This is a genomic window from Actinomycetospora sp. NBRC 106375, assembly GCF_030269665.1.
Taxonomy (GTDB): domain Bacteria; phylum Actinomycetota; class Actinomycetes; order Mycobacteriales; family Pseudonocardiaceae; genus Actinomycetospora.
In genome coordinates this window covers 1-24,660 of sequence record NZ_BSTS01000009.1, presented here as the reverse complement: position 1 = coordinate 24,660, position 24,660 = coordinate 1, and the positions used below count along the sequence as shown (strand labels likewise).

Annotated in this window: 26 protein-coding genes and 1 pseudogene; 17 read left to right on the top strand and 10 right to left on the bottom strand. The window is 73.9% G+C overall.

Translation table 11 applies throughout. The annotated features are described in order from the left end of the window. Positions 1-74 precede the first annotated feature (74 nt). Genes QSK03_RS16035 through QSK03_RS16020 form a run of 4 tightly spaced genes read right to left on the bottom strand, consistent with a single transcriptional unit; the run spans position 75 to position 4,193 of the window. Positions 75-1,121, bottom strand: a complete 1,047-nt coding sequence (locus tag QSK03_RS16035; RefSeq protein ID WP_285653853.1) for an alpha/beta fold hydrolase — start codon at positions 1,119-1,121, stop codon at positions 75-77. Beyond that, entirely contained in the window at positions 1,121-2,773 is a 1,653-nt protein-coding gene (locus QSK03_RS16030; RefSeq protein WP_285653852.1) for an acyl-CoA dehydrogenase family protein, read from the bottom strand. The genes QSK03_RS16035 and QSK03_RS16030 overlap by 1 nt, the downstream gene beginning before the upstream one ends. Beyond that, on the bottom strand, positions 2,757-3,503 hold the full coding sequence (locus tag QSK03_RS16025; RefSeq protein ID WP_285653851.1) for a Crp/Fnr family transcriptional regulator: 747 nt from the start codon (positions 3,501-3,503) through the stop codon (positions 2,757-2,759). The genes QSK03_RS16030 and QSK03_RS16025 overlap by 17 nt, the downstream gene beginning before the upstream one ends. A gap of 57 nt (positions 3,504-3,560) precedes the next feature. Next, the gene (locus QSK03_RS16020) at positions 3,561-4,193 is read right to left on the bottom strand and encodes a hypothetical protein (protein WP_285653850.1); all 633 of its coding nucleotides are present in this window, start codon (positions 4,191-4,193) and stop codon (positions 3,561-3,563) included. A 403-nt stretch (positions 4,194-4,596) separates the two neighbouring features. Here QSK03_RS16020 and QSK03_RS16015 point away from each other — a divergent pair, with 403 nt between their 5' ends. The 4 genes from QSK03_RS16015 (at position 4,597) to QSK03_RS16000 (ending at position 8,378) form a co-directional block, all read left to right on the top strand. After that, positions 4,597-5,559, top strand: coding sequence for a cyclase family protein (locus QSK03_RS16015; RefSeq protein WP_285653849.1), 963 nt, complete (start codon positions 4,597-4,599; stop codon positions 5,557-5,559). Further along, on the top strand, positions 5,559-7,223 hold the full coding sequence (locus QSK03_RS16010; protein ID WP_285653848.1) for an AMP-binding protein: 1,665 nt from the start codon (positions 5,559-5,561) through the stop codon (positions 7,221-7,223). The genes QSK03_RS16015 and QSK03_RS16010 overlap by 1 nt, the downstream gene beginning before the upstream one ends. A gap of 100 nt (positions 7,224-7,323) precedes the next feature. Further along, the gene (locus QSK03_RS16005; protein WP_285653847.1) at positions 7,324-7,848 is read left to right on the top strand and encodes a DUF305 domain-containing protein; all 525 of its coding nucleotides are present in this window, start codon (positions 7,324-7,326) and stop codon (positions 7,846-7,848) included. Beyond that, positions 7,845-8,378 (top strand): HAD family hydrolase, encoded by a 534-nt coding sequence (locus tag QSK03_RS16000; RefSeq protein ID WP_285653846.1) that lies wholly within the window; start codon positions 7,845-7,847, stop codon positions 8,376-8,378. The genes QSK03_RS16005 and QSK03_RS16000 overlap by 4 nt, the downstream gene beginning before the upstream one ends. Positions 8,379-8,384: 6 nt before the next feature. Here the strand turns inward: QSK03_RS16000 and QSK03_RS15995 are convergent, their stop codons facing one another. Continuing rightward, positions 8,385-9,275, bottom strand: coding sequence for an isocitrate lyase/PEP mutase family protein (locus QSK03_RS15995; RefSeq protein WP_285653845.1), 891 nt, complete (start codon positions 9,273-9,275; stop codon positions 8,385-8,387). A 101-nt stretch (positions 9,276-9,376) separates the two neighbouring features. On the opposite strand from QSK03_RS15995, the gene QSK03_RS15990 reads away from it, so the two are divergent. The 5 genes from QSK03_RS15990 (at position 9,377) to QSK03_RS15970 (ending at position 12,934) form a co-directional block, all read left to right on the top strand. Beyond that, complete coding sequence (locus QSK03_RS15990) at positions 9,377-10,042, top strand: GntR family transcriptional regulator (protein ID WP_285653844.1); 666 nt, start codon at positions 9,377-9,379, stop codon at positions 10,040-10,042. Next, on the top strand, positions 10,039-10,662 hold the full coding sequence (locus QSK03_RS15985) for an isochorismatase family protein (RefSeq protein WP_285653843.1): 624 nt from the start codon (positions 10,039-10,041) through the stop codon (positions 10,660-10,662). The genes QSK03_RS15990 and QSK03_RS15985 overlap by 4 nt, the downstream gene beginning before the upstream one ends. Beyond that, positions 10,619-11,761 carry an LLM class flavin-dependent oxidoreductase gene (locus QSK03_RS15980; protein ID WP_285653842.1) on the top strand — a complete coding sequence of 381 codons (1,143 nt, stop codon included), beginning with the start codon at positions 10,619-10,621 and terminating at the stop codon, positions 11,759-11,761. Before QSK03_RS15985 ends, QSK03_RS15980 begins: the two co-directional genes overlap by 44 nt. Before the next feature lie 158 nt (positions 11,762-11,919). Then, on the top strand, positions 11,920-12,270 hold the full coding sequence (locus QSK03_RS15975) for a hypothetical protein (protein WP_285653841.1): 351 nt from the start codon (positions 11,920-11,922) through the stop codon (positions 12,268-12,270). 76 nt (positions 12,271-12,346) lie between these two features. Continuing rightward, positions 12,347-12,934 carry a TetR/AcrR family transcriptional regulator gene (locus QSK03_RS15970; protein WP_285653840.1) on the top strand — a complete coding sequence of 196 codons (588 nt, stop codon included), beginning with the start codon at positions 12,347-12,349 and terminating at the stop codon, positions 12,932-12,934. Here QSK03_RS15970 and QSK03_RS15965 read toward each other — a convergent pair. Together QSK03_RS15965 and QSK03_RS15960 are read right to left on the bottom strand one after the other, a co-directional pair. Further along, positions 12,876-13,352, bottom strand: coding sequence for a protein-tyrosine phosphatase family protein (locus QSK03_RS15965; protein WP_285653839.1), 477 nt, complete (start codon positions 13,350-13,352; stop codon positions 12,876-12,878). The two genes, QSK03_RS15970 and QSK03_RS15965, sit on opposite strands and share 59 nt — an antisense overlap. Continuing rightward, positions 13,349-14,266, bottom strand: coding sequence for a LysR family transcriptional regulator (locus QSK03_RS15960; protein ID WP_285653838.1), 918 nt, complete (start codon positions 14,264-14,266; stop codon positions 13,349-13,351). The genes QSK03_RS15965 and QSK03_RS15960 overlap by 4 nt, the downstream gene beginning before the upstream one ends. 57 nt (positions 14,267-14,323) lie before the next feature. Here QSK03_RS15960 and QSK03_RS15955 point away from each other — a divergent pair, with 57 nt between their 5' ends. From QSK03_RS15955 to QSK03_RS15935, 5 genes are all read left to right on the top strand, one after another. Beyond that, a complete protein-coding gene (locus QSK03_RS15955) occupies positions 14,324-14,719 on the top strand; it encodes a Rieske (2Fe-2S) protein (protein WP_285653837.1) in 396 nt (131 codons plus the stop codon). Beyond that, complete coding sequence (locus QSK03_RS15950) at positions 14,706-14,990, top strand: hypothetical protein (RefSeq protein WP_285653836.1); 285 nt, start codon at positions 14,706-14,708, stop codon at positions 14,988-14,990. Before QSK03_RS15955 ends, QSK03_RS15950 begins: the two co-directional genes overlap by 14 nt. Further along, complete coding sequence (locus QSK03_RS15945) at positions 14,987-16,195, top strand: amidohydrolase family protein (protein WP_285653835.1); 1,209 nt, start codon at positions 14,987-14,989, stop codon at positions 16,193-16,195. The genes QSK03_RS15950 and QSK03_RS15945 overlap by 4 nt, the downstream gene beginning before the upstream one ends. A gap of 226 nt (positions 16,196-16,421) precedes the next feature. Then, complete coding sequence (locus tag QSK03_RS15940) at positions 16,422-17,285, top strand: siderophore-interacting protein (RefSeq protein WP_285654359.1); 864 nt, start codon at positions 16,422-16,424, stop codon at positions 17,283-17,285. Positions 17,286-17,358: 73 nt separating this feature from the next. Then, positions 17,359-18,948: a serine/threonine-protein kinase gene (locus tag QSK03_RS15935; protein ID WP_285653834.1), complete on the top strand. Its 1,590-nt coding sequence runs from the start codon at positions 17,359-17,361 to the stop codon at positions 18,946-18,948. On the opposite strand, the gene QSK03_RS15930 is transcribed toward QSK03_RS15935, so the two are convergent. Together QSK03_RS15930 and QSK03_RS15925 are read right to left on the bottom strand one after the other, a co-directional pair. Continuing rightward, positions 18,945-20,864: an aldolase/citrate lyase family protein gene (locus QSK03_RS15930; RefSeq protein WP_285653833.1), complete on the bottom strand. Its 1,920-nt coding sequence runs from the start codon at positions 20,862-20,864 to the stop codon at positions 18,945-18,947. The genes QSK03_RS15935 and QSK03_RS15930 overlap by 4 nt on opposite strands. A gap of 73 nt (positions 20,865-20,937) precedes the next feature. Beyond that, a complete protein-coding gene (locus tag QSK03_RS15925) occupies positions 20,938-22,065 on the bottom strand; it encodes a response regulator transcription factor (protein ID WP_285653832.1) in 1,128 nt (375 codons plus the stop codon). Positions 22,066-22,178: 113 nt separating this feature from the next. Here QSK03_RS15925 and QSK03_RS15920 point away from each other — a divergent pair, with 113 nt between their 5' ends. From QSK03_RS15920 to QSK03_RS15910, 3 genes are read left to right on the top strand one after another with little or no spacing between them, the layout of a single operon-like run. After that, positions 22,179-22,589, top strand: coding sequence for a RidA family protein (locus QSK03_RS15920; protein ID WP_285653830.1), 411 nt, complete (start codon positions 22,179-22,181; stop codon positions 22,587-22,589). Positions 22,590-22,616: 27 nt separating this feature from the next. Then, on the top strand, positions 22,617-23,948 hold the full coding sequence (locus QSK03_RS15915; RefSeq protein ID WP_285653828.1) for an FAD-binding oxidoreductase: 1,332 nt from the start codon (positions 22,617-22,619) through the stop codon (positions 23,946-23,948). Positions 23,949-23,952: 4 nt separating this feature from the next. Further along, positions 23,953-24,372, top strand: a complete 420-nt coding sequence (locus QSK03_RS15910; RefSeq protein ID WP_352232004.1) for a VOC family protein — start codon at positions 23,953-23,955, stop codon at positions 24,370-24,372. A gap of 91 nt (positions 24,373-24,463) precedes the next feature. Here QSK03_RS15910 and QSK03_RS15905 read toward each other — a convergent pair. Continuing rightward, positions 24,464-24,660, bottom strand: a pseudogene (locus QSK03_RS15905) (hypothetical protein); the annotation flags it as partial.

Sequence of the window (24,660 nt, the reverse complement as noted above, 5' to 3'; positions counted from 1 at the left end):
GGGCGGGCGGCACGAGACGGAACTTTGTTCCGCCTACGATACGGAACAACGTTCCGGTGTGCCAGGCCCCGGGACTACCGCGCCTCGACGAAGGCGAAGAACGTCGCCGACCACCGGTCCGCGGCGTCGACGTGCGGGCCGTGGCCCGACTCCTCGAAGATCTCGATCTCGGCGCGTCCCCCGGCCGCCCGGTAGGCCTCCATCACGTCGCGGATCTGCGTGACCATCGGCTGCGGCGGGAAGACGTCCGCGCCGGGCCAGCCGGGCACGACGCCGCCGGCGCCGAGGGTGCCGAGCTCGAGCGCCGAGCCGTCGGCGACCACCACGTCCCGGCCCCCGTGGGTCCACAGCACCGGCGGCTTGTCGGGCAACGTGGGCAGCCACGACCAGTCGCAATACTTCGGGGACAGGGCGTTGAGCAGGCCGCGTGTGCCCGGCGCCGCCCCGGGCCAGTGCTCCGAGGGCACCGCGTCGCCGGGATAGCCGTCGTCCGAGATCGTCGTCAGCAGGATCTCGTCGACGAGGACGTCCTCGCGGTCGCGGGGCTCGCGGTGCCCGGCGCGCCAGTACGTCGCGTTCATGACCGCGCGGGGCGAGAGCGGGCTGTCCTCGGTGCGGTCGCGGTCCCGGAGCCGCTGCACGAACTCCGGGTTGGCGACACCCGCCCCGGAGCCCGCGACGTCGGGCCAGCACGGGGTGCCGTCGCGGTGGACGCCGCCGAACCCGTACGGCGAGACCGGGTCGAGGAAGGTCAGAGACGCCACCGGCCGCGCGCGGGCGACCAGCGCGATCGCCGCGCCCGCGGTGGACCAGCCGACGAGGTGCGGCGGCCGGTCGACGCCGAGCGCGTCGAGGAAGCCGACGAGGTCGTCCGCCCAGTCGCCGAGGCCCCGGGTCGCGTCGATCGGCGCGGGCTCGCTGCGCCCGAAGCAGCGCATGTCCGGGGCGAGCAGCCGCCAGCGGTCCGGGGCGCCGGGCATGAGGTGCTCGAAGAACCGGCCGGTGGAGAGGTTGCCGTGCACGAACACGACCGGCTCGCCGTCCGACGGTCCGGACTCGAGGTAGTGCGTGCGGGTGCGGCCCTGGACCTCGGCGGCCCGGACGCCGGGCAGGAGATCCATCAGGTCACCGCACCGCCGCGTCGAGCTCCGCTGCGCTCCGTCTCCGGGAGCCGCGCCAGCAGCGCGTCGACGTCGGTGCCCCGCGGCAGCGTGCCGAAGGCGTACCCGCTCTCGCCGGTCACGCGCGCCGCGACGTAGGCGTCGGCGACCGACGCGGGGGCGTGCCGCACCAGCAGCGCGCCCGAGAGCAGCACCGCCATCCGCTCGGTGAGCCGCCGGGCGCTGCGCTCGTCGGCGTGGGCGAGCTCGGCCTCGACCTCCTTGCGCCCGGCGTCGATCCGGTCGTCGACACCCGAGACCTCGGCCCGCCACGCCTCCAGCGACGCCGGCTCGCGGGCCAGGATGCGCAGCAGGTCGAGCGCGTTGACGTTGCCCGAGCCCTCCCAGATGGAGTTCAGCGGCGACTCGCGGAACAGCCGCGGCATCCCCGACTCCTCGACGTAGCCGTTGCCGCCGAGGCACTCCAGCGCCTCGCCGACCACGGCCGTCTGGCGCTTGCAGATCCAGTACTTGCCGAGTGTGACGCCGATCCGCCGGAACGCGGCCTCGTGCTCGTCGGTGCCGGAGCGGTCCTGCGCCCCCGCCAGCCGCAGCGCCAGCGTCACCGCCGCCTCCGACTCGAGGGCCAGGTCGGCGAGCACCTCGCGCATGAGCGGCTGGGAGATCAGCGGGCGCCCGAACGCCGACCGGTACCGCGCGTGGTGCGCCGCGCGGGACACCGCGGTCCGCATGCCCGCCGCCGAGCCCAGCGCGTTGTCCAGCCGCGTGCAGGCGACCATCTCGATGATCGTGCGGACCCCGCGGCCCTCGTCGCCGACGCGCCAGGCCACGGTCTCGTCGAACTCCGGCTCGGACGAGGCGTTGGAGCGGTTCCCGAGCTTGTCCTTGAGGCGCTGGATGCGGAACGTGTTGCGCGTGCCGTCGGGCAGCACGCGCGGCACCAGGAAGCACGTGAGCCCGCCGGGTGCCTGCGCCAGCACGAGGAACAGGTCGCACATCGGGGCGCTGGTGAACCACTTGTGGCCGGTGAGCCGGTAGTGGTCCCCCTCGGGACGGGCCACGGTGGCGTTGGCGCGGACGTCCGAGCCGCCCTGCTTCTCGGTCATGCCCATCCCGGCGAGCAGGCCGCGCTTGGCGTCCGGCGCCCGCAGACCCGGGTCGTACGCGCGGCTGGTCAGCCCGGGCCCGTACTGCGCGAGCAGCTCCGGCGCCGCGCGCAGGGCGGGCAGCACGGCGTAGGTCATGGAGATCGGGCAGCCGTGCCCGGCCTCGAGCTGCGACCAGGTGAGGAACCCGGCGGCGCGGGCGACGTGGGCGCCCGGCCGGTCGTCGGACTGCTCGGCCCACGGGGCGCCCGCGAAGCCGCGGCCCACGGCCTCGGTCAGCAGCGCGTGGTAGCCGGGGTCGTAGTCGACCTCGTCGACGCGGTGCCCGACGCGGTCGTGGGTGCGCAGCCGGGGCTCGTGGCGGTGGGCGGCGTCGGCCCACTCCTGCGCGCTCGCCGAGCCGGCGAGCCGCCCGATCTCGCCGAGCTCGTCGCGGTACCACCCGGCGCCCTCGCGCTCCAGGGCCTCGAGCAGCGGCGGGTCGGCGGCCACGTCGTGACCGACGAGGTCGGGGACCTGGTTGGTGACCTCATGCGTCGCGGACACGGGCGGATCCGACCACGCCGCGCGCCCGGCTGCCAGGTCCGGGCGCCGGCCCGCCGCGGGCCAGCGCGACGAGGGCCGGCCGGTCGAGCAGGTGGTAGACGCCCCGGCCGACCGCCTCGATGATGCCGCGCTGCCCGAGCGAGGCCAGCGCCTGGTTCACCGACTGGCGGGCGGCCCCGAGACGGCTCGCGACCTCGGCCTGGCGCAGCGGGACGACGACGAGGTCGGAGCCGGCCTGCTGGGAGGCGAGCAGGAACTTCGCCACCCGTCGCGTCACCGGCAGCAAGCCGAGGTCGGTCATCTGCTCGGTGAAGGCCTGCAGGCGCTCGGCGATGTGGCGGGCGATGGCGATCCCGAGCTCGCGGTCCGCCTCGAGCATCGCGGGCAGGACCGTCGCCGGGACGCGCAGCAGGCGGGTGCCGTCCACCAGGCCGCGCATCGTGGCGAAGTACGGGATGTCGGCGACCACGTTCTCGAGGCAGAGGCTCTCGTGCCGGCGGTCGCTGACGAAGTACAGCATCGACTCGGGGTCGGTCGGCTCCCCGCGCCAGGCGCCGACGCGGCCGTGCAGCAGCACGAAGAACGCGTCCGGCGCCTCGCCGGACCGGTAGAGCGCCTCGTCCCGCGCCAGGGTGACCACCGAGCAGGCGTCCGCGGCGGCGGCGACGTGCACCGCGGGGAGCCGCCGGAACCACTCGATCCCGGCGAGCTCCTCGACCTTCGGCCGCATGGCCGAACCGTAGCGTGGTTTGCGATCACCGTCTCGGGTCGCGGAGCGCGGATGCGATCAGGATCGGGAGGAGCTCCGGAGTCGCCGCCGCGCGCCCCGGCGCAGGCCCTGGCCGACCGACCGGATCGCGGGCGGGGTGCCCGGGCGGCGGGCGTAGCGCGGTGGCATGCCGAGCACCACCCAGCGCCGCAGCAGGCGCTCGGTCTCCGCCACGGGCCGCCCGGCGACGATCTCCTCGAACGCCGCGCGGTCGACGCGCTCGCCGGCCGAGGTGTACGAGCGCATCAGGCCGCTCTCGAAGGCGTACCACGCCGACGGGTAGCGGAAGACGAGGTGCACGTCGTCGGTGCCCGGCTCGACCCGGAAGAGCGGGTTGACCTGGAGGTCCCCGGCGCCGTGCGCCGGCGGGCCGGGCCGCGGGCCCGCGTCGTCGAACACCGTGGTGTCGCGCGAGCTGACGAGCCCGAGCCACTTCTGCTCGTCGAGCCGGGCGGGGTCGCGCTCGGCGCCCAGGTCCAGCCCGTGGCCGGCGCGGTAGGCCTCGATCAGCTCGTCCTCGCAGGTCAGACGGGCACGGGGCCCGTCCACGAGCGCGGCGTAGCCCTCCGGGGTGCGCTCGTGGGCACCGTCGTGGGGTTCGAGCCTCCGGTTGCCGACCCGGTCGATCACGATGGTGTCGTCGACCGCCACCCGACGCATCTCGTCGGCCGCACCCTGCTGGGCGTCGAAGAGGTGGAAGGCGTCCGAGCACAGCGACGCCGCGAAAAGCGGCCGCCGGCCAGCGGCTGGGTGGGCGTCGGGACGAAGGTCGGGGCGGTCCCGCACTCCGGGCAGCGCAGCACACCCTGGTCGGCGGGGTGCGCGAACAGCAAGGATTCGGACATCGCTCTCTTTCGTCGCACTATACGTTAGGCGCAATGGCTGTACATCGAGCGTACATCAGTGGGAGTGACCGGCGGCACACCCGGCCCCCTCGTTGGTCCGGACGGCCGTGCACCCTAGGCCGTGCTCTCCCGCGTCCCACGACCCCTTGTCGGCCCGCCCGATGACCGGGCACCGTGGGCCGCGTCACGGTGATCTCGAGGAGGAGCTCATGGCCGACGTCCCGTCGATGCGGGAACTGCTGGGCGACAACCCCCCACAGAACTGGGGGAAATGGGGGCCCGACGACGAGGTCGGATCGCTGAACTACCTCGACGCCGCGCAGGTCCTGCGGGGCGTGGGCAGCGTGCGCGACGGCCAGGTCTTCACGCTCCAGTGCCCGATGGGCCACCCGCACGGCGACCCGGTCTTCCCCGGCCGTGAGGGCATCAAGCGCGAGATGGTCTGGGACCAGGAGCTGTTCGACTCCGGCAACGGCCCGAGCTTCCCCGGCGGCCTGCGGGCCTCCGACGACAAGGCCGAGATCTTCCTCCAGGGCTCGTCGCAGTACGACGCGCTCGGGCACGCCTGGTACGACGACACGATCTGGAACGGGCGCTCGGCCGACACCACCAACGGCGGCGGCATGAGCTGGGCGTCGGTGCTGCCGATCGCGAACCGGGGCATCGCGGGGCGCGGCGTGCTGATCGACATGGCGCGCCATCGCGGCAAGGAGTGGCTGGACAAGGGCGAGACATTCACCCACCACGACCTCGAGGAGGCCGCGTCCCGGCAGGGCACCTCGATCGAGGACCGCGACATCGTCTGCATCCGCACCGGCTTCCTGAAGTACTTCTACGCGACGCCGACGGACGAGTTCTACGAGGGCTTCGTCGAGCCGGGACTGACCTACTCGCGCGAGCTGGTCGAGTGGTTCCAGGACAAGGAGATCCCGAACCTCGTCACCGACACGATCGCCAACGAGGTGACCTCCGACCCCGAGTCCGGGGTGCTCCTGCCGCTGCACGCGTCACTGCTGCGCAACCTCGGGGTGAGCCTCGCCGAGATCATCTGGCTGGACGACCTGGCCGACGCCTGCGCCGCCGACGGCCGCTGGGACTTCCTCTACACCGCGGCGCCGTTGAAGATCCACGAGGCCACCGGCGCCCCCGTCAACCCGGTGGTGATCCGCTGATGGGCACGTACGACGAGCGGCCGTGGTTGGCCCGCTACCGCGAGGACTACCCGGCCGACATCGAGGTCGAGTACCCGAGCGCGCTGCACATGTTCCGCGCCGCCCTCGAGCGCGGTCCCGACGTCGAGATCGTGCGCTACTTCGACGGCACGCTGACCATGCGCGAGCTCGACCGGCTCTCCGACCAGTTCGCGGTGGCGCTCGCGGACCGCGGGTTCGAGAAGGGCCACCGCCTCGCGACCTACCTGCAGAACATCCCGCAGGTGCTCATCGCGGTCATCGGCACGTGGAAGGCCGGCGGCATCGTCGTCTCGATCAACCCGATGAGCCGGGTCCGCGAGCTGACCACGCTGCTCTCCGACTGCGAGGCGACCGCCCTGCTCGCCGAGGAGGACCTCTTCGGCCAGGTTGCGGCCGAGGTCGTGCCGACGATCCCCTCGCTGCGCATCGCGTGGACGACCTCGCCCCTGGAGTACCAGACCCGCCACGACGAGCGGCTGTTCAAGGGCGTGGAGCGCACCCGCCACGAGGGCACCAAGGACCTCACCGAGGTCCTGGAGTCGGTGGGCGACCGCACGCCCGAGCCGGTGGAGCTCGACGGCGACGACGTCGCGTTCCTCGGCTACACCTCGGGCACCACGGGCCCGCCCAAGGGTGCGATGAACACCCACCGCAACATCGTGTTCAACGCCCAGACCTACCGGGACTGGATCCAGCTCGGCCGCGAGGACTCGATCTTCGGCGTGGCGCCGCTGTTCCACATCACCGGCGTCGTCGGGCACATGGCGATCGCGCTGCTGCTGCCGGCGCCGCTCGTGCTGGCCTACCGGTTCGAGCCGGGCGTCGTCATCGACGCCATCCGGGAGCACCGGCCCACGTTCTCCATCGGGTCGATCACCGTGTTCATCGCGATGATGAACGCGCCGAACGCCGACCGGGACGCCCTGTCGTCGATGGTCAAGGTCTACTCCGGGGGCGCGCCGATCCCGCCGTCGACGGTCAAGGCCTTCCAGGAGCAGTTCGGCCACTACATCCACAACTTCTACGGGCTCACCGAGACCAACTCGCCGTCCCACGGCGTCCCGCTCGGCGGTGACGCGCCGGTCGACGAGGCGTCGGGTGCGCTGTCGGTCGGCGTCCCGATCTTCTCGACCGTCGTGCGGATCATGCGCGACGACGGCAGCGACGCCGACCCCGGCGAGGTGGGCGAGATCGTCACCCGCGGCCCGCAGGTGGTCCCCGGCTACTGGAACAAGCCCGAGGAGACGCAGAACGCGCTGCGCGCCCCCGACGGGTCGGTCGAGCTCAAGACCGGCGACGTCGGCTACATGGACGCCCAGGGCTGGTTCTACGTCGTCGACCGCAAGAAGGACCAGATCAACGCCGGCGGCTACAAGGTCTGGCCGCGCGAGGTCGAGGACGTGCTCTACGAGCACCCTGCGGTCCGCGAGGCCGCCGTCGTCGGGGTGCCCGACGAGTACCGCGGCGAGACGGTGAAGGCGTTCGTGTCGCTGCGCCCGGGCCAGAGCGTCGAGCCCGACGAGCTCATCGCGTTCTGCAAGGAGCGGATGTCGGCGTACAAGTACCCGCGCCAGGTCGAGCTCATGGACGAGATCCCGAAGACCGTCACGGGGAAGCTGCTGCGCCGCGCCCTGCGGTCGTAGCGAGCACCCCGGGGGTTGCCGCGAACGTGCTGCTCGCTGCTTCTACGCGCGCGAACTCCCCGTTCGCGCCGGCCGGGCACGTCGGCGAGGATCGCGGGTGATGTCCCGGGTTCTCGCCGTCGTGCTGCTGGTCCTCGTGGCGGCGGGGTGCGCGGATGAGCCCGTCACCCCGCCGGCGCCCTCCCCGGACGCCGCCTTCGTCGCGGGGATGGTGCCCCACCACCAGCAGGCGCTGGAGCTGACGGCGATGGTGGGCGGGCGCGGGGCGTCGCCGGGGCTCGAGGCGGTCGCGCTGCGTATCGACCGCGACCAGGTCGAGGAGATCGGCCAGCTCCAGGGGCTGGCGCTGGCGCGCGGGCTGCCCGTCGTGCCCGCGCCGATGATGATGGGCATGGCCTCGCCGGCGACCCTCGCCGCGCTGCCCGGCCTGCGGGGCGCGGCGTTCGAGCGGCTCTGGCTCGACACGATGATCCGTCACCACGAGGGCGCGCTGGCGATGGCGCGCGATTACCTGGCGACCGGCACGGACGAGACGCTGCGGCGGTACAACCAGGCCCTGATCGCGTCGCAGTCCGCCGAGATCACCACGATGGCGCAGCTGAGGACTACCATCGCCGGGCCATGAGCCCGACGTCGTGGCCCGCGGTGCCGATGCTCTTCGTCGAGGTCGAGGGCGTGCTCCGCAAGACGCCCGACGACCTGGGACGCGACTGGCGCGGCCCGTTCGACATCGAGGTGTTCGGAGACGCCGTCGAGCGGCTGCGGCTGTGGAAGGGCGCGGGCGGGCGCGTCGTCGGCTTCAGCCAGCAGCCCGGCGTCGCGCTGGGGGAGACCGACGAGCAGACCGCGGTCCGCACCCTCTGGACGGTCCGCGAACGCGCCGCCAACCTGCTCGACCTCGTCGTGCACTGCCCCCACCACCCCGACGCGACCATGCCGGACCAGGCGCGGTGCTGGTGCCGCCTGCCCAAGCCCGGGATGCTGATCGCGGCGCAGCACGAGGTCTCCCTGCGCCAGCAGGAGCACTACCCGCTCTGGATGTCCCTGCTCGTCGCCCGCTCACCGGCCGCCCTCCAGGCCGCTGCGGACCTCGACCTGGACCACCTCGACGGCGACGCCTGGCGCCGCGACGGGGGAGCGGTGGCGGCGGACTGAGACCCGTCACGACGAGAAGCGCTGCTCCATCTCCCGGATCTCCGCCAGGCCCTCGCGGTCGGCGAACGCGTCCAGCCCGCCGATCTCGTCGAGCACCGCCGCCGGGGTGCCGTCGGCGCGCAGGCGGCTGAGGACCGAGCGCATGGCGGTGTCGGCGGCCAGCAGCGTCGAGACCGGGAAGAGCACCAGGGAGAAGCCGAGCTCGGCGAGCCGGTCGTACGACAGCGGCGGGGTGCGCCCGCCCTCGGCCCAGTTGAACAGCAGGCGGTGCCCCGCGAGCTCCTTCGCGACGGTCTCGATGGCGTCCTCGGAGGTGGGGGCCTCGACGAACAAGACGTCCGCGCCGGCGTCGGCGAAGCGGCGCGCCCGCTCGATCGCGGCGTCCAGGCCCTCGACGGCGGCCACGTCGGTGCGCGCGATGATCACCATGTCCGGGTCGGTGCGCGCCGCCGCGGCCGCACGGACCTTGGCCACCATGTCCTCGGCCGGCACGACGACCTTCCCGGCGAGGTGCCCGCAGCGCTTGGGCATCACCTGGTCCTCGATGTGCAGCCCCGCGATGCCCGCCTGCTCGTACTCGCGGACGGTGCGCACGACGTTGATCGGGTTGCCGTAGCCGGTGTCGGCGTCGGCGATCAGCGGCACGTCGACCGCCGCGGTCATCCGCCGGGCGTTGTCGACCATCTCGGCCTGCCCGAGCAGCCCGACGTCGGGTCGCCCGAGGAGCGAGGCCGTCGTGCCGAAGCCGGTCATGTAGACGACGTCGAACCCGGCCTGCTCCACGAGACGCGCCGAGTGCGCGTCGAACGCCCCGGGCGCGAGCACGGGCCGGCCCTGGTCGAGCAGCTCCCGCAGGCGGGCGCGACGGTTGCCGGGACGGCTCAGCAGATCTCCCACGACACGGCTCCTTGTGCACAACAACGGGCGGACGTCGGCGATCGTGCCTTGTCGGGGGCGACCGCGCACCCTACGTTGCGTACAACGTCGGGAGGAGCGTGATGACGGGGACGGCCGAGCGCCGCGCGGGACGCGCCTCCGAGCGCGCCCTGGCCGACCTGCGCGAGGCCATCCTGACCGGCGACCTCGCCGCGGGCGCGCACCTCGGCGAGGTCGAGGTGGCCGCGCGGCTCGGGCTGTCCCGCACGCCGGTCCGCGAGGCCCTGACCCGCCTCGCCGCCGAGGGCCTCGTCGAGCTGGAGGCGCACCGCGGGGCGCGGGTGACGTCGTTCTCCCGCGACGACCTCGACGGCATCTTCGACGTGCGTCTCGCCCTCGAGCCCCGGGCGACGGCCCGCGCGGCCCGGCACGCGACGGCGGGCGACCTCGACGCCCTCGACGACCTCGCCGGCCGCATGCTCGCCGTCGGCGCCCCCGGAGCCGACCAGGACCTGGACGCGCTGGTCGGGCTCAACCGCGACTTCCACGCCCGCCTGCTCGACCTGGCGCAGGCCCCCGCGCTCGCCGCCGGGCTCGCGAACGTCGTCCACACCCCCGTGGTGACGCGGACGTTCCACACCTACGACGCGGCCTCGCTCGCCCGCAGCCTCGCCCACCACGCCGAGATCGTCGCGGCGCTGCGCGCGGGCGACGGCGACTGGGCGGCCTCGGTCATGCGCTGCCACCTCGGCAACGCCCGCGCGGTGATGGTGGGGGCGCGCCCGTGAACCCGCACGGCGGCCCGTTCGCGCACCGGGTCGGCTGGGGCGCGCGCCCGGCACTGGTCGTCGTCGACCTCGTCCGCGCCTACGTCGAGCCCGACGGCCCGTTCTGGCTCGGGTCGGCCGAGGTCCTGGGCCCCGCCGGGGACCTCGTCGACGCCGCGCGGGCGGCCGGCGTCCCGGTGCTCTGGACCGTCGTGCGCTACACCGCCGACCTCGCCGACGCCGGCTTCTTCGTGGCCAAGGTGCCCGCCCTCGCGACCTTCGCCGACGGCGCGGCGGGCGGGTGGGGCGAGATCGCACTGGAGCGTCGCGAGGCCGAGCCCGTCGTCGCCAAGCAGCACGCGTCCGCGTTCGCCGGCACCTCCCTCGGCGCCACGCTGCGTGCCCGCGGCGTCGACACCGTCGTCGTCGCCGGCGTCTCCACCTCGGGCTGCGTGCGGGCCACGGCCACCGACGCCCTCGCGCACGGCTTCCGCCCGATCGTCGTCGCCGACGCCTGCGCCGACCGCACCGCGGCCCTGCACGACCAGAACCTCGCCGACCTCGACGCGAAGTACGCCGACGTCGTCGACCTCGCCGATGCCCGCACCCACCTCAGCCAGCGATCCGACGGAGGCCCCTAGCGATGCAGTACGGCGTCTTCATCCCGAACGCCACCAACGGCTACATCCTGTCGACCGGCAGCCCACAGTACCGGCCGAGCTTCGCCCACAACGTCGCCATCGCGCAGGAGGCGGAGAAGCAGGGGCTCGACTTCCTGCTCTCGATGATGAAGCACCCGGGTCCGGTGGGCCGAGCGACTTCTGGGGCGAGTGCCTGGAGTCGTTCACGCTCTTCGGCGGGCTCGCGGCGGTCACCGAGAGGATCGGGCTCTACCCGTCGGTGACGACCCTCGCGACCCACCCGATCATGGCCGCGCGCATGGTCGCCACCATCGACGAGATGTCCGGCGGGCGCTGCGGGCTCAACATCGTCACGGGCTGGAACAAGCCGGAGTACACGCAGATGGGCCTGTGGCCGGGCGACGACTACTTCGACCGCCGCTACGAGTTCGCCGCCGAGTACGTCCAGGTGCTGCGCGCGCTCTGGAGCGAGGGGCGGACGACGTTCCACGGCGAGTTCTTCGACTTCGACGACGCCGACATGCGCCCGAAGCCGGTGCATACCCCGACGGTGGTGTGCGCGGGGCAGTCGCCGGCGGGACAGGCGTTCACGGCCCGCTACGGCGACCGGAACTTCATCATGGCCGAGCGCTCGAAGGTGGGTTCGATCAGCGCGGGCGTGCGCGAGCTGGGCGCCGGCGAGGGCCGCGACGTCGGCACCTTCGCGCTGTACTGCGTGATCGCCGAGGAGACCGACGAGGACGCCGACCGGGTGTGCGACCACATCGTCGCGAACGCCGACCTCGAGGCGATCAGCTACATGACCACCGGCGCCTCGCTGGACACCAACCCCGACGGGACGTCGGCCCAGCTGCTCGCGTCGCTGGAGCGCCCGGCCGCCGAGGGCAACATGGCGTTCCTGTCGCTGCCGGTGATCAAGGGGTCGTACGAGCGCGTCGCGGCGCAGTTCGACGAGATCGCGGTGACCACGGGCATCGACGGCGCGCTGCTGACGTGGCCCGACTTCGTCGGCGGCGTGACGAAGTTCGGCGAGCGCGTGAAGCCGCTGCTGCGCGATGCCGCGCAGCCGAGGACCGCGGCCGGCCTGACGGCCGGCTGACGATCCCGGCGATATCGGCGTCCGCGCCGGGAATGCACGGTTGGTCTGGTCGCCCCCGGCGGCGCGGCGGTGTATCCCGGACGGGACGACCCGCGGCGTGCGACACCAGCGCGCCGGGTCGCCTCCGTCGCCGAGACCGCGCGAGGAGCGTGATCGCCGTGAGCGAGCGTCCACTGTCCGATCGTCGTCGTCACGAGCACGCGGAGCTGGACTGGGAGGTCCGGGCCTGGGCCGACCCGCCGGAGGGGCGGCCCGACGTCGAGGGCTGGCGCAGCCTGGGCTGGAGCGCCACCCACGACGACGCGGTCGTGCTCGCCCGGGCCGTCACCACCGCCGGCGCCTACGAGTTCGCCGAGGTCTGGGGACCGGCCGACCAGGCGCCCGGACACACGCCGACCTGCGAGCGCTTCCCGGAACCCGACCGCGCGGAGCGGCGCGCGCTCTGGATGCGGGCGGCCGAGGAGTACTACACCGCCGACATCGAGCTGCCGCACCGCACCACGGTGTAGCCCGCCGTCGGTCGTGATCTTCGTCGTCCCCCGGAACATAGGAGGTGCTACGTTCGGGGGACGAGGGGGTGGCGACGTGACGGTGACCAACCGTGAGGGGTACTTCGTCGCGGCCATGACGCTCCTGGCGCGGGAGGGCCGGTCGGGCCTGCGCCTCGCGGCGCTCTGCCGGGGCGTCGGGGTGACGAGCGGGTCCTTCTACCACCACTTCGGCGGCTGGGACGACTTCGTCGACGCGCTGCTGGAGCACTGGGAGACCGTCGACACGCGACGCCTGGCCGAGCTCGCCGACCGCGAGCCCGACCCCGAGGGGCGCCTCGACGTGGTCAAGCACCTCGCCCTGACGTTCCCGCACGAGGCCGAGGCCGCCATCCGGGCGTGGGCCCACGGCGACGCGCGCGTGGCCGCGGTCCAGGAGCGGGTCGACGCCCAGCGCCGGACCGTCGTCGCCGACGCGCTGATCGCGACCGGTGTCGACGACGAGCGCGCGGGCCGGCTCGCCGACCTCGCCCTCGCCGTGCTGATCGGCCGCCAGCAGCTCCTCGGCCCCACCGACGTCGGTGAGCTCCTGGCGCTGTTCGACGAGCTGATGGCCGCCGCCCAGATCACTCCCGCGGCGACCATCGCGGATCGTGCAGGAGATCCACGAAGTTCGGGTTGTTGAGCGCGCCGGTGCGGGCCGCGCGGACCAGGGCGATGGCCTCGTCGGGGTCGTGCCCGCCGCGGATGAGCGCGGCGGCCGAGAGCAGCCCGGACCGGTTGATGCCGGCCGCGCAGTGGATCAGCACCCGCTTGCCGTCACGGCGCATGTCGTCGACGAGGTCCGCGAGCCCGCGCAGGGTCGTGAAGTCGGGCGCCGGGCCGTCCTCGATGAGCCAGTGGACGTAGAACTCGACGTCCTCCAGCGGCAGGTCGCTGCCGTGCAGGTCGAACACCGCGTCCCAGTGCTCGCCGGGCTCGGGGTCGCCCGACTGCCAGATGCCCGGGACGATCTCGTGCGGCGGCCAGGGCGGGGGTTCGTCGTCGAGGTCGTCGCGCAGGTGCGCCGGGATGTAGTCGTCGTCCCGCAGATCCTCGGTCACCGGTGGTGCCTCCCGCTGCTGTCCCGTGCTGCCGCCGCGAACGCCCGCGCGGTGGCCGTCGGGGCCACCTGTCCCGACCATGCCAGCACGATCGGCAACGGTGCCGGGTCGTCGGCGATCGGGACGGCGACGATCTCGTCGCCCGCATGGGTGCGGGTGCCCGGAACGGCCTGCGCCAGCACGGTGAACCCGAGTCCCTGACCCACGAGCGCCCGGGCCGTGTCCGGGTTCGCGGTGCGGTGGCGCACGCGCGGGGACAGTCCGGCGGCCAGGCACACCCCGAGGGCGTGCTCGGAGCTCGGCGGCAGGTCGAGCAGCACCATCGGCTCGTCGACGAGGTCCGCGAGCTTCACCGGGCCGCCGTCGCGGGCCAGCGGATGCCCGGCGGGCAGGACGAGGTACGGCGTGTTCGACGACAGCGGCGTGAGCTCGAGTGCGGGGTCGAGGCGGTGGTCGTAGAGCACGGCGACGTCGAGCTCGCCCTCGAGCAGCCCGCGCTGCAGCTGGTCCTGGGGGCCCTCGACGAACTCGACGCGGGCCCGCGGGTGCCGCGCGGCGAAGCGCCCGAGCGTCGCCGGCAGCAGCCCGGGCGCGAGCGTCGTGTAGCAGCCGACGCGCACCGCGCCCGCGACGTCACCGGCCTCGCCGCCCGCGGCGTCGGCGAGCTCGCCCGCGTCGCGCAGCAGCCGGCGGGCCCGGCGCAGCGTGTCCTGCCCGGCCGGCGTCAGGCGGATGCCGTGGGCGCGGCGGCGCACGGTGAGCTGCACGCCGAGCGCGCGCTCGAGCTCGTCGAGGGCCAGCGAGAGCGCCGACGCCGAGACGTGCAGGGTCGCCGACGCGCCCGCCAGCGTCCCCGCCTCCGCGACCGCGACGAAGTACCCGAGCTGCCGCAGCGAATACTCAGGAGAACTCACGAATCAGCCTCGATATCTGAACTTTACAAGAGATGTGGCGCGGCGCACGGTGGTCGCATGACGAGCACGGTGACGCCCCGGGTCTTCGACGTCGGGGCCAGCGACGAGGTCGCCGAGCGGGGGCGTCTCGTCGTGACGCTCGGCGAGGGGCCGGACGCGGTGACGGTGGGGGTGTTCCGCTTCTCCGGGCGCCTCTACGCCTACGAGAACGTGTGCGCCCACCAGGGCGGGCCCGCCTGCCAGGGCCGGATCGTCTCCCGCGTGCGCGAGCGCCTCGACGACGGGCAGCGCAGCCTCGGCCTGGTGTTCGACGACGCGGAGATGCACATCGTCTGCCCCTGGCACGGCTTCGAGTACGACGTCACCACCGGGCGCCACCCGGGCCGTCCCGACTACGCGCTGCGTCCGGTGGGCGTCGCCGAGGAGGGCGGGCGGGTCCGTGTCACGGTCTGAGAGCATCGGCACCCTCGTCGACGAGCTGACCGCCGAGGTCGACGCCGGCCTCGGCGACGGGGCGATCGCCGCGCTCGATCCCGACGTCGCGCGCCGTCTCGTCGCCGTCGCGGCGCGGCTCTACGCCGTCGCGGCCGAGGAGGACGCCCGCCCCCTGGAGGGCACCGACCTCACCCCCACCGAGTCGGTCGTGCTCGCCACCGCGGCCCTGAAGGCGCACGACCTCAACCCGTTCGACCTGGCGCTGTGGTTCTCGAGGAGCAGTTCATGACCGTTGACGACGGTGTGCGTCGCCTGCCGACGCAGGAGATCACCACCCACACCGACAGCCGGGAGATCCTGGCCAACGCCGCCCGCGACACCGAGCGCTACGGGCTCGACGAGTACTTCATCGTCGACGTCGACTCCCACCACGTGGAGCTCGACTCCTGGCCGGAGATCCTGGAGTTCCTCGACTCGCCGGTGCTCAAGGACACCGCGCACCAGATGATGAAGAACTGGCCCCAGGCCTCCCACCTGGCGCTGCACAACCACCCGCCGGGGCTGACGATGCAGGACGTCTCCGGGCGCATCCCGCACCAGGCCTCGCTCGGCGAGGAGACCCCCGACACCGGCTCGGGTGCCGAGCGGGACGTGACGCTCGTGCGGCGCGCGATGGACGCGATGAGCATCGACGTCCAGGTCGTCTTCCCGCAGCCCATGCTCGAGACCGGACTGCACCCGCAGCCCCAGGTCGCGAGCGCCCTGCTGCAGGCCTACAACCGGTGGTTCACCAGCCAGATCCTGCCGCGCGAGCCGCGGATCCGGACGATGCTCGGGCTGCCGTTCGAGGACCCCGACGCCTGCCTCGCCACCGTCGAGGAGTTCGCCGACCACCCCGGTGTCATCGGCTTCCTCGTCACCAGCCAGCGCCACGCGGGCGTGCACCGCAACGCGTACATGCCGCTCTACCGGATGCTCGAGGAGCGCGGCCTGCCGATCGGCTTCCATGCCGGCCCGAACCAGGCCGACTCGATGACGTCGACGATGAACCGCTTCCTCTCGGCGCACGCCATGAGCTTCGTGACCTGCAACATGACCCACATGACCAACTGGGTCATCAACGGGATCCCCGAGCGGTTCCCCGGGCTCAAGACCATCTGGATCGAGAGCGGCCTGGCGTGGGTGCCGTTCATGATGCAGCGCCTCGACCACGAGTACTACATGCGCCAGTCCGACGCCCCGCTGCTGACCAAGCCGCCGTCGGCCTACATGCGCGAGATGTTCTACACCTCGCAGCCGATGGAGTGGACCGACGACGCCCTGCTCGAGGCGACGCTGCGCGCGATCGACGCCCCGAACTCGTTGATGTACTCGTCGGACTGGCCGCACTGGGACTTCGACGTCCCCGGCCGCATCGCGTCCCTGCCGTTCCTCGACGACCACGCCAAGCGCAACATCCTCGGCGAGACCGCCCGGAAGGTGTTCGGGCTGTAGGGCCGCCCCCGGTACGAGCGATGCGGCTTTCCTGGCGTCTCACGCCAGGATCGCCACACGCTCGCGGAACGACACGCCGGCCGTGGCGTGTTGTCCGGCGCCGCGGGCCTGTCGGCGTGCTGTGCACCCCGTTCGGCGCCGCGATCGCGGACGGGGGTGGATCGGTACGGGTTGGTGAGGCTAGCCTTCCTCGCATTCGGGTGAGGAGGGATCGGGCGTGACGAGGATGTCGGTGCTGCCGCCGCTGCACGTGGTGGCGACCGAACGCGTCACGCCCCGCATGCAGCGCGTGACGCTGGGTGGCTCCCACGCGGAGGTGCTGGCCGGGCTCGAGACGATCCCGCCCGCCGCGCACGTCCGCCTGCTCTTCGCCGAGCCCGGCGCGCCCGTCGTCCTCCCCGAGCCCGGCCCGACGGGCCTGACCTGGCCGGACGACGACTCCCGGCCCTACGCGCGCAGCATGACCGTGCGCGCCCTCGACCGGGACCGCGGCGAGATGGCCATCGACATCGCCCTGCACGGCGACTCGGCGGCCGGTCGCTGGGCCACCGCGGCCCGCCCCGGCGACCCCGCCGGCATCGTCGGCCCCGGCGGCGGCTGGACCCCGCCCGCGGACGCCGACGAGGTCCTGCTCGCCGGCGACGAGACGGCGCTGCCCGCCATCGCCGCGCTGCTCGAGTGGCTCCCGCGGCACACGCCCGTCCGCGCCGCCGTCGAGGTGGAGGACGCCGCCGACGAGCAGGAGCTCGCGCGGCCCGTGCGGTGGGTGCACCGGGCCGCGGGCGGGTCCCTGCTCGACGTCGTGCGCGCCCGGCCCGTCCCGGACGGTGCCGCCGCCTGGGTCGCGGGGGAGGGCCACGTGGTCAAGGCGATCCGCGAGGACCTGCGGATCGCGCAGGGCCTCGCGCGCAGCCACTGCCACGCCATCCGGTACTGGACCCGGGGTCGCTCGCACGAGGACTCCGACCGCACCTTCGGCGCCGCCCGCGCCGAGGCCGCGCGCCGGGGGATCACGCTCGTCACCACCCAGGACGTGCATGAGATGAGCTACGAGCTCATGACCGGAGGCTTCCCGCTCCCCACCGCGTAGCGGGCCGGGGACATGACCCTCCCTCGTTCGGGGCAGACTCACCCGACCCGACGGACGAGGTGAGGGAGGCCGGGTGGCCGACGAGGACGAGCTGGTCGCGGCTCGCTATCGGCTGCGCGACCGCATCGGGCAGGGCGCGATGGGCGTGGTCTGGCGCGCCGAGGACGAGACGCTGCGCCGGCCCGTCGCGCTCAAGCAGGTCCTCCTGCCCTCGGGCGCCGACGCGGAGGCCCTCGCGCAGGCCCACCGGCGCGTCATGCGGGAGGGACGCATGATCGCGCGCCTGCACCACCCGCACGCGATCGCGCTCTACGACGTCGTCGAGGACGACGAGGCCCCGTGGCTCGTGATGGAGTACCTGCCCTCCCGCAGCCTCGCCGAGGTGCTCGCCCAGGACGGGCCCCTGCATCCGGACGCGACCGCCCGGCTGGGTCGCCAGGTCGCCGACGCCCTCGCCGCGGCCCACGACGCCGGGATCGTGCACCGCGACGTCAAACCGGGGAACGTGCTCATCGACGAGGCCGGCACGGTCAAGGTCACCGACTTCGGCATCGCGCGCGCCGTCGACGACGTCACGATCACCTCCACCGGCCGCGTCGCCGGCACGCCCGCCTACCTGGCCCCGGAGGTCGCGCGCGGCGCCGCCGCGGACTTCCGCTCCGACGTCTTCTCGCTCGGCTCCACGCTCTACGCCGCGACGGAGGGCGGGCCGCCGTTCGGCGCGGGCGACAACGCCCTGGCGGTGCTGCACCGCGTGGCCGGTGGCGAGCACGCCCCGGCCCGCCACGCCGGCCCGCTCGCCCCGCTGCTCGGCGGCATGCTCCAGGCGGAGCCGGACCGGCGGCTGCCGATGTCCCGGGTGCGCGACGAGCTCGCCGCCCTGGTCTCGGGGAGCGCGGGGACGGAGGAGGGTCCGGTCACGCCGATCCTCCCGCGGCCCGCCGCGGGGAGCGCGCCGTCGTCGTCACCCGACGTGTCCGTCCGGGAGCCCGTCCCCGATCCCGCGCCCGAGCAGCCCGTCGCCGTCGCCGCGCCGGTGGCCACGGCACCCGGCCCGGCACCCGTGCTCCGGCCGCCACCTGGTTCCCCGCCACCCGACCACGTGGCGGTGCCCGGCCGCCCTCCCGCGGACACCGACGAGGCCCGGCATCCGGCCCGTCGACGCTGGCCCTACGCCGTCGCCGGCCTCGCCGTCGTCCTCGTGGGCGCGGTGGTCGTCGTCGCCCTGCTCGGCACCGGCGCCGGGTCGGGCGCCCGCGTGCCCTCCGACGCGGGGTCCACACCGGAGACGTCGTCGGCGACGGGGTCCGGCGGGGACGCCGCGACCGCGTCGCCTGCCCTCACCGGCAGCGCCGACGACCGGGCGCGGCAGCAGGCCGTCGTCGACTACTACGCACTGCTGCCCGACCGTCTGGACGAGGGTTGGCAGCGGCTCACGCCGTCGTTCCAGCAGTCCACGGCGGGCGGGCTCGAGAACTACCGAAGCTTCTGGGGCTCGGTGCAGGAGGTCGCGGTGCTCGATGTCTCGCCGGCGGGTGGGGACGCCGTCGACGCCACCGTGTCCTACCGCTACGCCGACGGGCGCGCGGTCCGGGAGCGCACGGTGTTCGGGCTGGTGCTCCAGGACGGCGTCTGGAAGATCGACAGCCAGCGCCAGGACTAGTCCGGCGACGGCCCGAGGAACACCCGGTCCGGGTGCGGGTGGCGCAGGAAGTCGTGGTGCGAGATGTCCCAGCCGTAGGCGCCCGCCGCCTCGAACACGACGACGTCGCCGGCGCGCAGGCGACCGACCCGCGCGTGGGCGAGCGTGTCCTTGGGTGTGCAGAGCTCCCCGCAGATCGTGACCTCGTCGTCGGTGACCTCCGGGCGCGGGCGCCCCTCGGGCCAGGCGTCGACCGGGACGACGTGGAACGGGTGGCTGTGCTGCCACGACGACGGCAGGCGGAAGTGGTGGGTGCCGCCGCGCAGGAGGGCGTACGCGTGGCCGTGGGTGCGCTTGACGTCGAGCACCTCGGCCGCGTAGACGCCGCAGCCGGCGACGAGGAAGCGGCCGCACTCGAAGTCGATCTCGCGCCAGTGCTCGGGGAAGGTCGCGAGGAGCTCGGCGAGGCCCCGGCAGAACGCGGACCAGTCGAACGGGCGGTAGAGCGCGGCGTAGTCGACGCCGATGCCACCGCCGACGTCGACGACCTCGGCCCGCACGCCGAACTCCTCCTCCCACCCGCGGACGACGTCGCGGTAGTGCCCGAGCATCGCGAGGTGGCGCTCGGCGGAGAGGTTGTTCGACAGCGAGTGCAGGTGGAAGCCGGCGAGGCGGACCCCGGGGAGCTCCGTGGCGGCCGCGACGGCGGCGGGCAGGTCGGACTCGTCGATGCCGAACTGCGTGGGTCGCCCGGCCATCGCGAGCGTCGCCGCGGGGAACGGGCCGGCGAGGTTGACGCGCAGCAGGACGTCGGCGGTGGTCCCCGCGGCCGTCGCGGCGTCGCTGAGCCGGTGCAGACCGAGGGTGCTCTCGACGTGGAAGCGCGTGACGCCGGCGGCGAGGCCCGCGGCGAGCTCGGCGTCGGTCGGCACCGGCCCGCCCAGGAGCACCGGGGCGTCCGGGGCCGCGTCGCCGACCACCGCCAGCTCGCCGCCGGAGGCGACCTCGAACCCGGCGACGACGCCGTCGAGGGCGGCGACGACCCGCTCGTCGGAGTTCGCCTTCACCGCGTAGAACATCCGGCACCGCGGGGGCAGCGCCTCGACGACCCGGCGCGCGTGCCGGCGCAGCGCGTCGAGGTCGTAGGAGAACAGGCACACCGGGTCCGGCGACTCGACGGCGGCCGCGATGACCTCGGTATGTGAGCGAACTCTGGTGCTATAGCACCGAAGTTCGCTCACATGGGACCGGAAGGCGCGCACGGCCAGGGAGCGCTCCTCGCCGAGGACGAGGTCGGTGACGCCGCGGGCGCGCCAGCGGGCGCGATCGGCGGGGACGCGGGGGATCGCGCAGAACCGGACGCCGGCGCGCAGGCAGGCGGCGTGGACCTCCTCGACCGCCCGGCGCACGAGCCGGTGCCGGGTCCGCCACGGCACCCCGAGCGACTGGGAGAGGTCGGCGGCGCCCTCGAGCACCATGTCCAGCCCGGGTGTCGTGACGATCTCGTCGATCACCTGGAGAGCCTCGGCGTCCTCGATCATCGCGACGATGGTGATGTCCTTGTTGGCGCGAGCCACGTGCGTCGTCAGATCGACGCGCCCGTAGCCGACCATCCGTCCCGAGTTCAGCGAGCGCATCCCCGCGGGGGCGTAGCGGGCGGCGCGGACGACGGCCTCGACGTCGGCGCGGGAGCGCACGTGCGGGACGACGATCCCGGTCGCGCCGGCGTCGAGGACGCGGAGCACGAACCCGGGGTCGTGCTCGGGGACCCGCACCCACGGCGCGATCCCGGTCACCTCGGCGGCGCGGATCATCTCCTGCAGCGTGTCCGGGGAGACCAGCGCGTGCTCGGCGTCGAGGATCGCGACGTCGTACCCCGCCGCCCCGACCATCTCGACCAGCGCGGGCGACGGCGTCGCCACGAAGAGCCCCTCCACGCCCGCCGAGTCTGCCTCCGTTCCCTACGTGAGCAGTTGGCGCCCCCATAGGGGCGCCAACTGCTCACATGGGTCAGCTCGCGAACCAGCCCGACGGGGCCAGGGCGCCGCCCTCGACGAGGTGCGGGACGTAGTGGTCGTTGTAGATCCGGGCGATGAGCTCGCGGCGGCTGCGCACGCCGACCTTCGTGAAGATCTTCTTGAGGTGGTCCTGCACGGTGTAGGCCGACAGGTGCAGGCGCGCGGCGACGTCGGCGGTGTCCACGCCCGCCAGCACCAGGGCCACGACGTCGCGCTCGCGGTCGGTGAGCCCGTACGACGCCACGACCAGCGGGATCACCTCGGGCGGGCGGGCGTCCTCGAGCGTGACGACGACGTCGGCGACCGTCCCGCCGCGGCCCACCATCGGTGACGCGTGCGCGACCACCCAGCGCCCGGACCGCGACCGCAGCCGGGCCCGCGGCATCGGCGCACCGGGGTCGGCCGCGCGGCGCCGGGCCGCGCCGATGATCGTGTAGATGACCTGGGGGAGCCGGCCGTCGCCGAGCGGGCCGCCGCCGAGGTCGGCCACGCGCTCCTGCGCGCCGAGGTTCGCCTGCACGATCTCGTCGTCCGCGCCTACGACGATCACGGCGGGACCGTCGCCGCCGCCCGCGACGGTCAGGTCGGCCGCGCCGACCACCAGCCCGGTGCGCAGACCGCGGGCGAAGCCGGCCGACACCGAGCTCACGAATTCCTGCTCGGCCGGGGTGAAGGTGCGTCCGCCCTGGTGGAACAGGGCGATGCCGCCCCAGGTCGCGCCGTCGGTGGCGAGGCCGGCGCGCAGCTCGTCGGAGTAGTCCCAGACCGGGGAGAACATCTCGGCGTAGCGGCGCGAGCGGGACGGGTCGCCGCCGGTCTCGGCGGCCAGCGCGGCGACGGCGCCGGGCCGGCGGGCGACGGCGCGGAAGTCGTAGACGTCGTCGACCTCGTACTCGTAGTACGACCACTCGAGGTCGTGCTCGTCGTCGACGTCGCCCCACTTGACGGTCGCGGTGACGAGCTCGGTCGCCGGGTCGACGGTGCACAGGCACGCCGCGGAGAACGGCAGGGCCCGGCGGAGGGTCTCGATCGCGGCGGCCCCGAAGGTCGGCCAGTCCAGGCCCGCCGCCGCGAGCCCGTCGATCTGCGTGCGGACGCGCTCGGCGCTCACCACGGTCACGTCACGCAATGTAGCAAGCGATCGAGCAAACGGGGGATCCCAGATTCCTGGGATGGGAGGTCACCAGCGCGCTGGGATGGGCGCCGCGGGATCGACGACGCAGGCTTCTCGGCATGACACAGCAGCTCACCGGCCCCTACCGGATCAACCCGACGTCCTGGAACGCCGGCTTCCGCTACGACCAGGCCCAGCTCCGCCCGGCACCCGTCCAGCTACTCACCGTCGCCGGACAGGGCTCGATCGACGCCGACGGGCAGCTCCTCCACGAGGGCGACATGACCGCCCAGATGGCGCTCGCGATCGCGAACGTCGACGACCTCCTCGCCCGCGGCGGGATGGATCTCCGCGACGTCACCCGCCTCGTCGTCCACGTGACCGACATGGACGCCGCGCTGGCGTCCTACGGCGCGATCACCGAGCGGCTCGACGCCGTCGGCGCGACCCCGCCCGCGACCCTCCTGCAGGTCGTCCGCCTCGCCGTCCCCGGCATTGCCGTCGAGATCGACGCCACCGCCGCCCGCTGACCACCCACCCTCGACAGGAGATCCCAAATGACCACCTCGCTCACCGCCCCCGCCGCCCTCACCCCGCTCGACACCGGGTACGCCGCCGCCGTCGCGCCGTTCGTGACGACGACCACACCACGCCCCGATCTGGTCGTGGAGGCCCGCAGTCCCGCCGACGTCGTCGCCGCGGTCCGATGGGCGGGCGGCGAAGGGCGCGCCGTGACGGTCCAGGCGACCGGCCACCAGCTGCTGTCCGACCTCGCCGGCTCCGTGCTGATCTCCACCCGCCACCTCGACCAGGTCCGGATCGACCCCGAGGCCCGCACCGCGACCGTCGGCGGGGGCGCGCGCTGGCAGCAGGTGATCGCCGCGGCGACGCCGCACGGGCTCGCGCCGATCTGCGGGTCGTCGTCGCACGTCGGCGTCGTCGGCTTCTGCCTCGGCGGCGGGCAGCTGTCCCGGGCGTTCGGCACCGGCGCCGACCAGGTCCGGCGCGTCCGCGTCGTCACCGCCGACGGCGTCGAGCGCGACGTCGACGACACCCGCGAGCCGGAGCTCTTCGCCGCGCTGCTCGGCGGCAAGACGGGCTTCGGTGTCGTCACCGAGATCGAGATCGCCCTGCACCCGGTGACCCGCCTCTACGGCGGCGGCGCCTTCTTCCCCGGCGAGGCGTCCCCACAGCTGCTGCACGCGTGGCGCGCGTGGGTCACGACCCTGCCCGACGAGTCCTCGAGCTCGGTGGCGCTGCTGCGCCTGCCCCCGGACCCCTCGCTGCCCCCGCCGCTGCAGGGCGCGTTCGTCACGCACCTGCGCTTTGCCCACCTCGGGACGGCCGAGGAGGGCGCGGCGATCCTGGCCCCGATGCGCGCGGTGGCGACGCCGATCGCCGACATGATCGACGAGATGCCGTTCGCGGCGATCGACGCGATCCACGCGGACCCGACCGACCCGATGCCGATCTGGGACGACTCGACGACGCTCGGCGCCCTGACGGTCGACGCCGTCGACGCGCTGCTGGCCGTCGCCGGCCCGGGCGTCGAGACCCCGCTGATCATGGCCGAGCTCCGCCACCTCGGTGGCGCGATCGCGCACAGGCCCCCGCGGGAGCACGACGCGGTCGCCGGCCGCGACGCCGCCTTCCACCTCTACGCGCTCGCGCCGATGTTCCCGCCGGTGGCGGCGATGGCGCCCGCCGCGGCACGGTCCGTGATCGACGCACTGCGGCCCTGGGCGACCGGCGGGCTGCCGAACTTCCAGGGCCCCGCCGCGGGAGGACGACTGGGGGCGCTGTGGGACGGCGCGACGCTCGCCTTCCTGACCGGCGTCCGCGAGTCCTACGACCCGGACGGGATGTTCCGGGCGGTGGGGCTGCGCTGACGTCGTGAGCGGAGTGGGATGGGTCGCCATGGCGACCCGTCCCGCGCACGTGCGCAGCCTCGACCACCTCGTCCTGACCGTGGGCGACCTCCGGGCCACGGTCGACTTCTACACCCGCGTGCTGGGCATGGAGGAGCGGACGTTCTCCGGGCGCACCGCGCTCCGCTTCGGCGACGAGAAGATCAACCTGCACGAGGCGGGGAACGAGTTCGAGCCCAAGGCGCTGCGTCCGACCCCCGGCAGCGGCGACCTGTGCTTCGTCGTCGGCGGGCCGATCGAGGACGTGGTCGCCGCGCTCACCGACGCCGGCGTGACGATCGAGGAGGGTCCGGTCGACCGCACCGGCGCCCTCGGCCCCATGCGCAGCGTCTACCTCCGCGACCCCGACCGGAACCTGGTGGAGCTGGCGGTCTATCCCCTGTGAGTAGTCGGGGCCCCGATAGGGGCTGTCCTGTCTCGGGTGATCTGTCAAGGCCGAGTCTCGGTGGTTGTGTCGCGGGTTCGGATCTTGGTGGTCAGGCCGCGGGGGTGAGGCGGCCTTGGTAGCGCTTGGTGGGGTCAAGGTGTTGGTGGCCCAGGACCTGGCCGTCGGGGGTGTAGACGGTGATGTGGTCGCCGTCGCGCAGCACGGTGATGGTGTGGCCGGCGAGGTGGCGTCCGAGCAGCATCGAGGCGGGTCGCCCGCCGTGGGGTGCGGCGAGGGTGACCACCC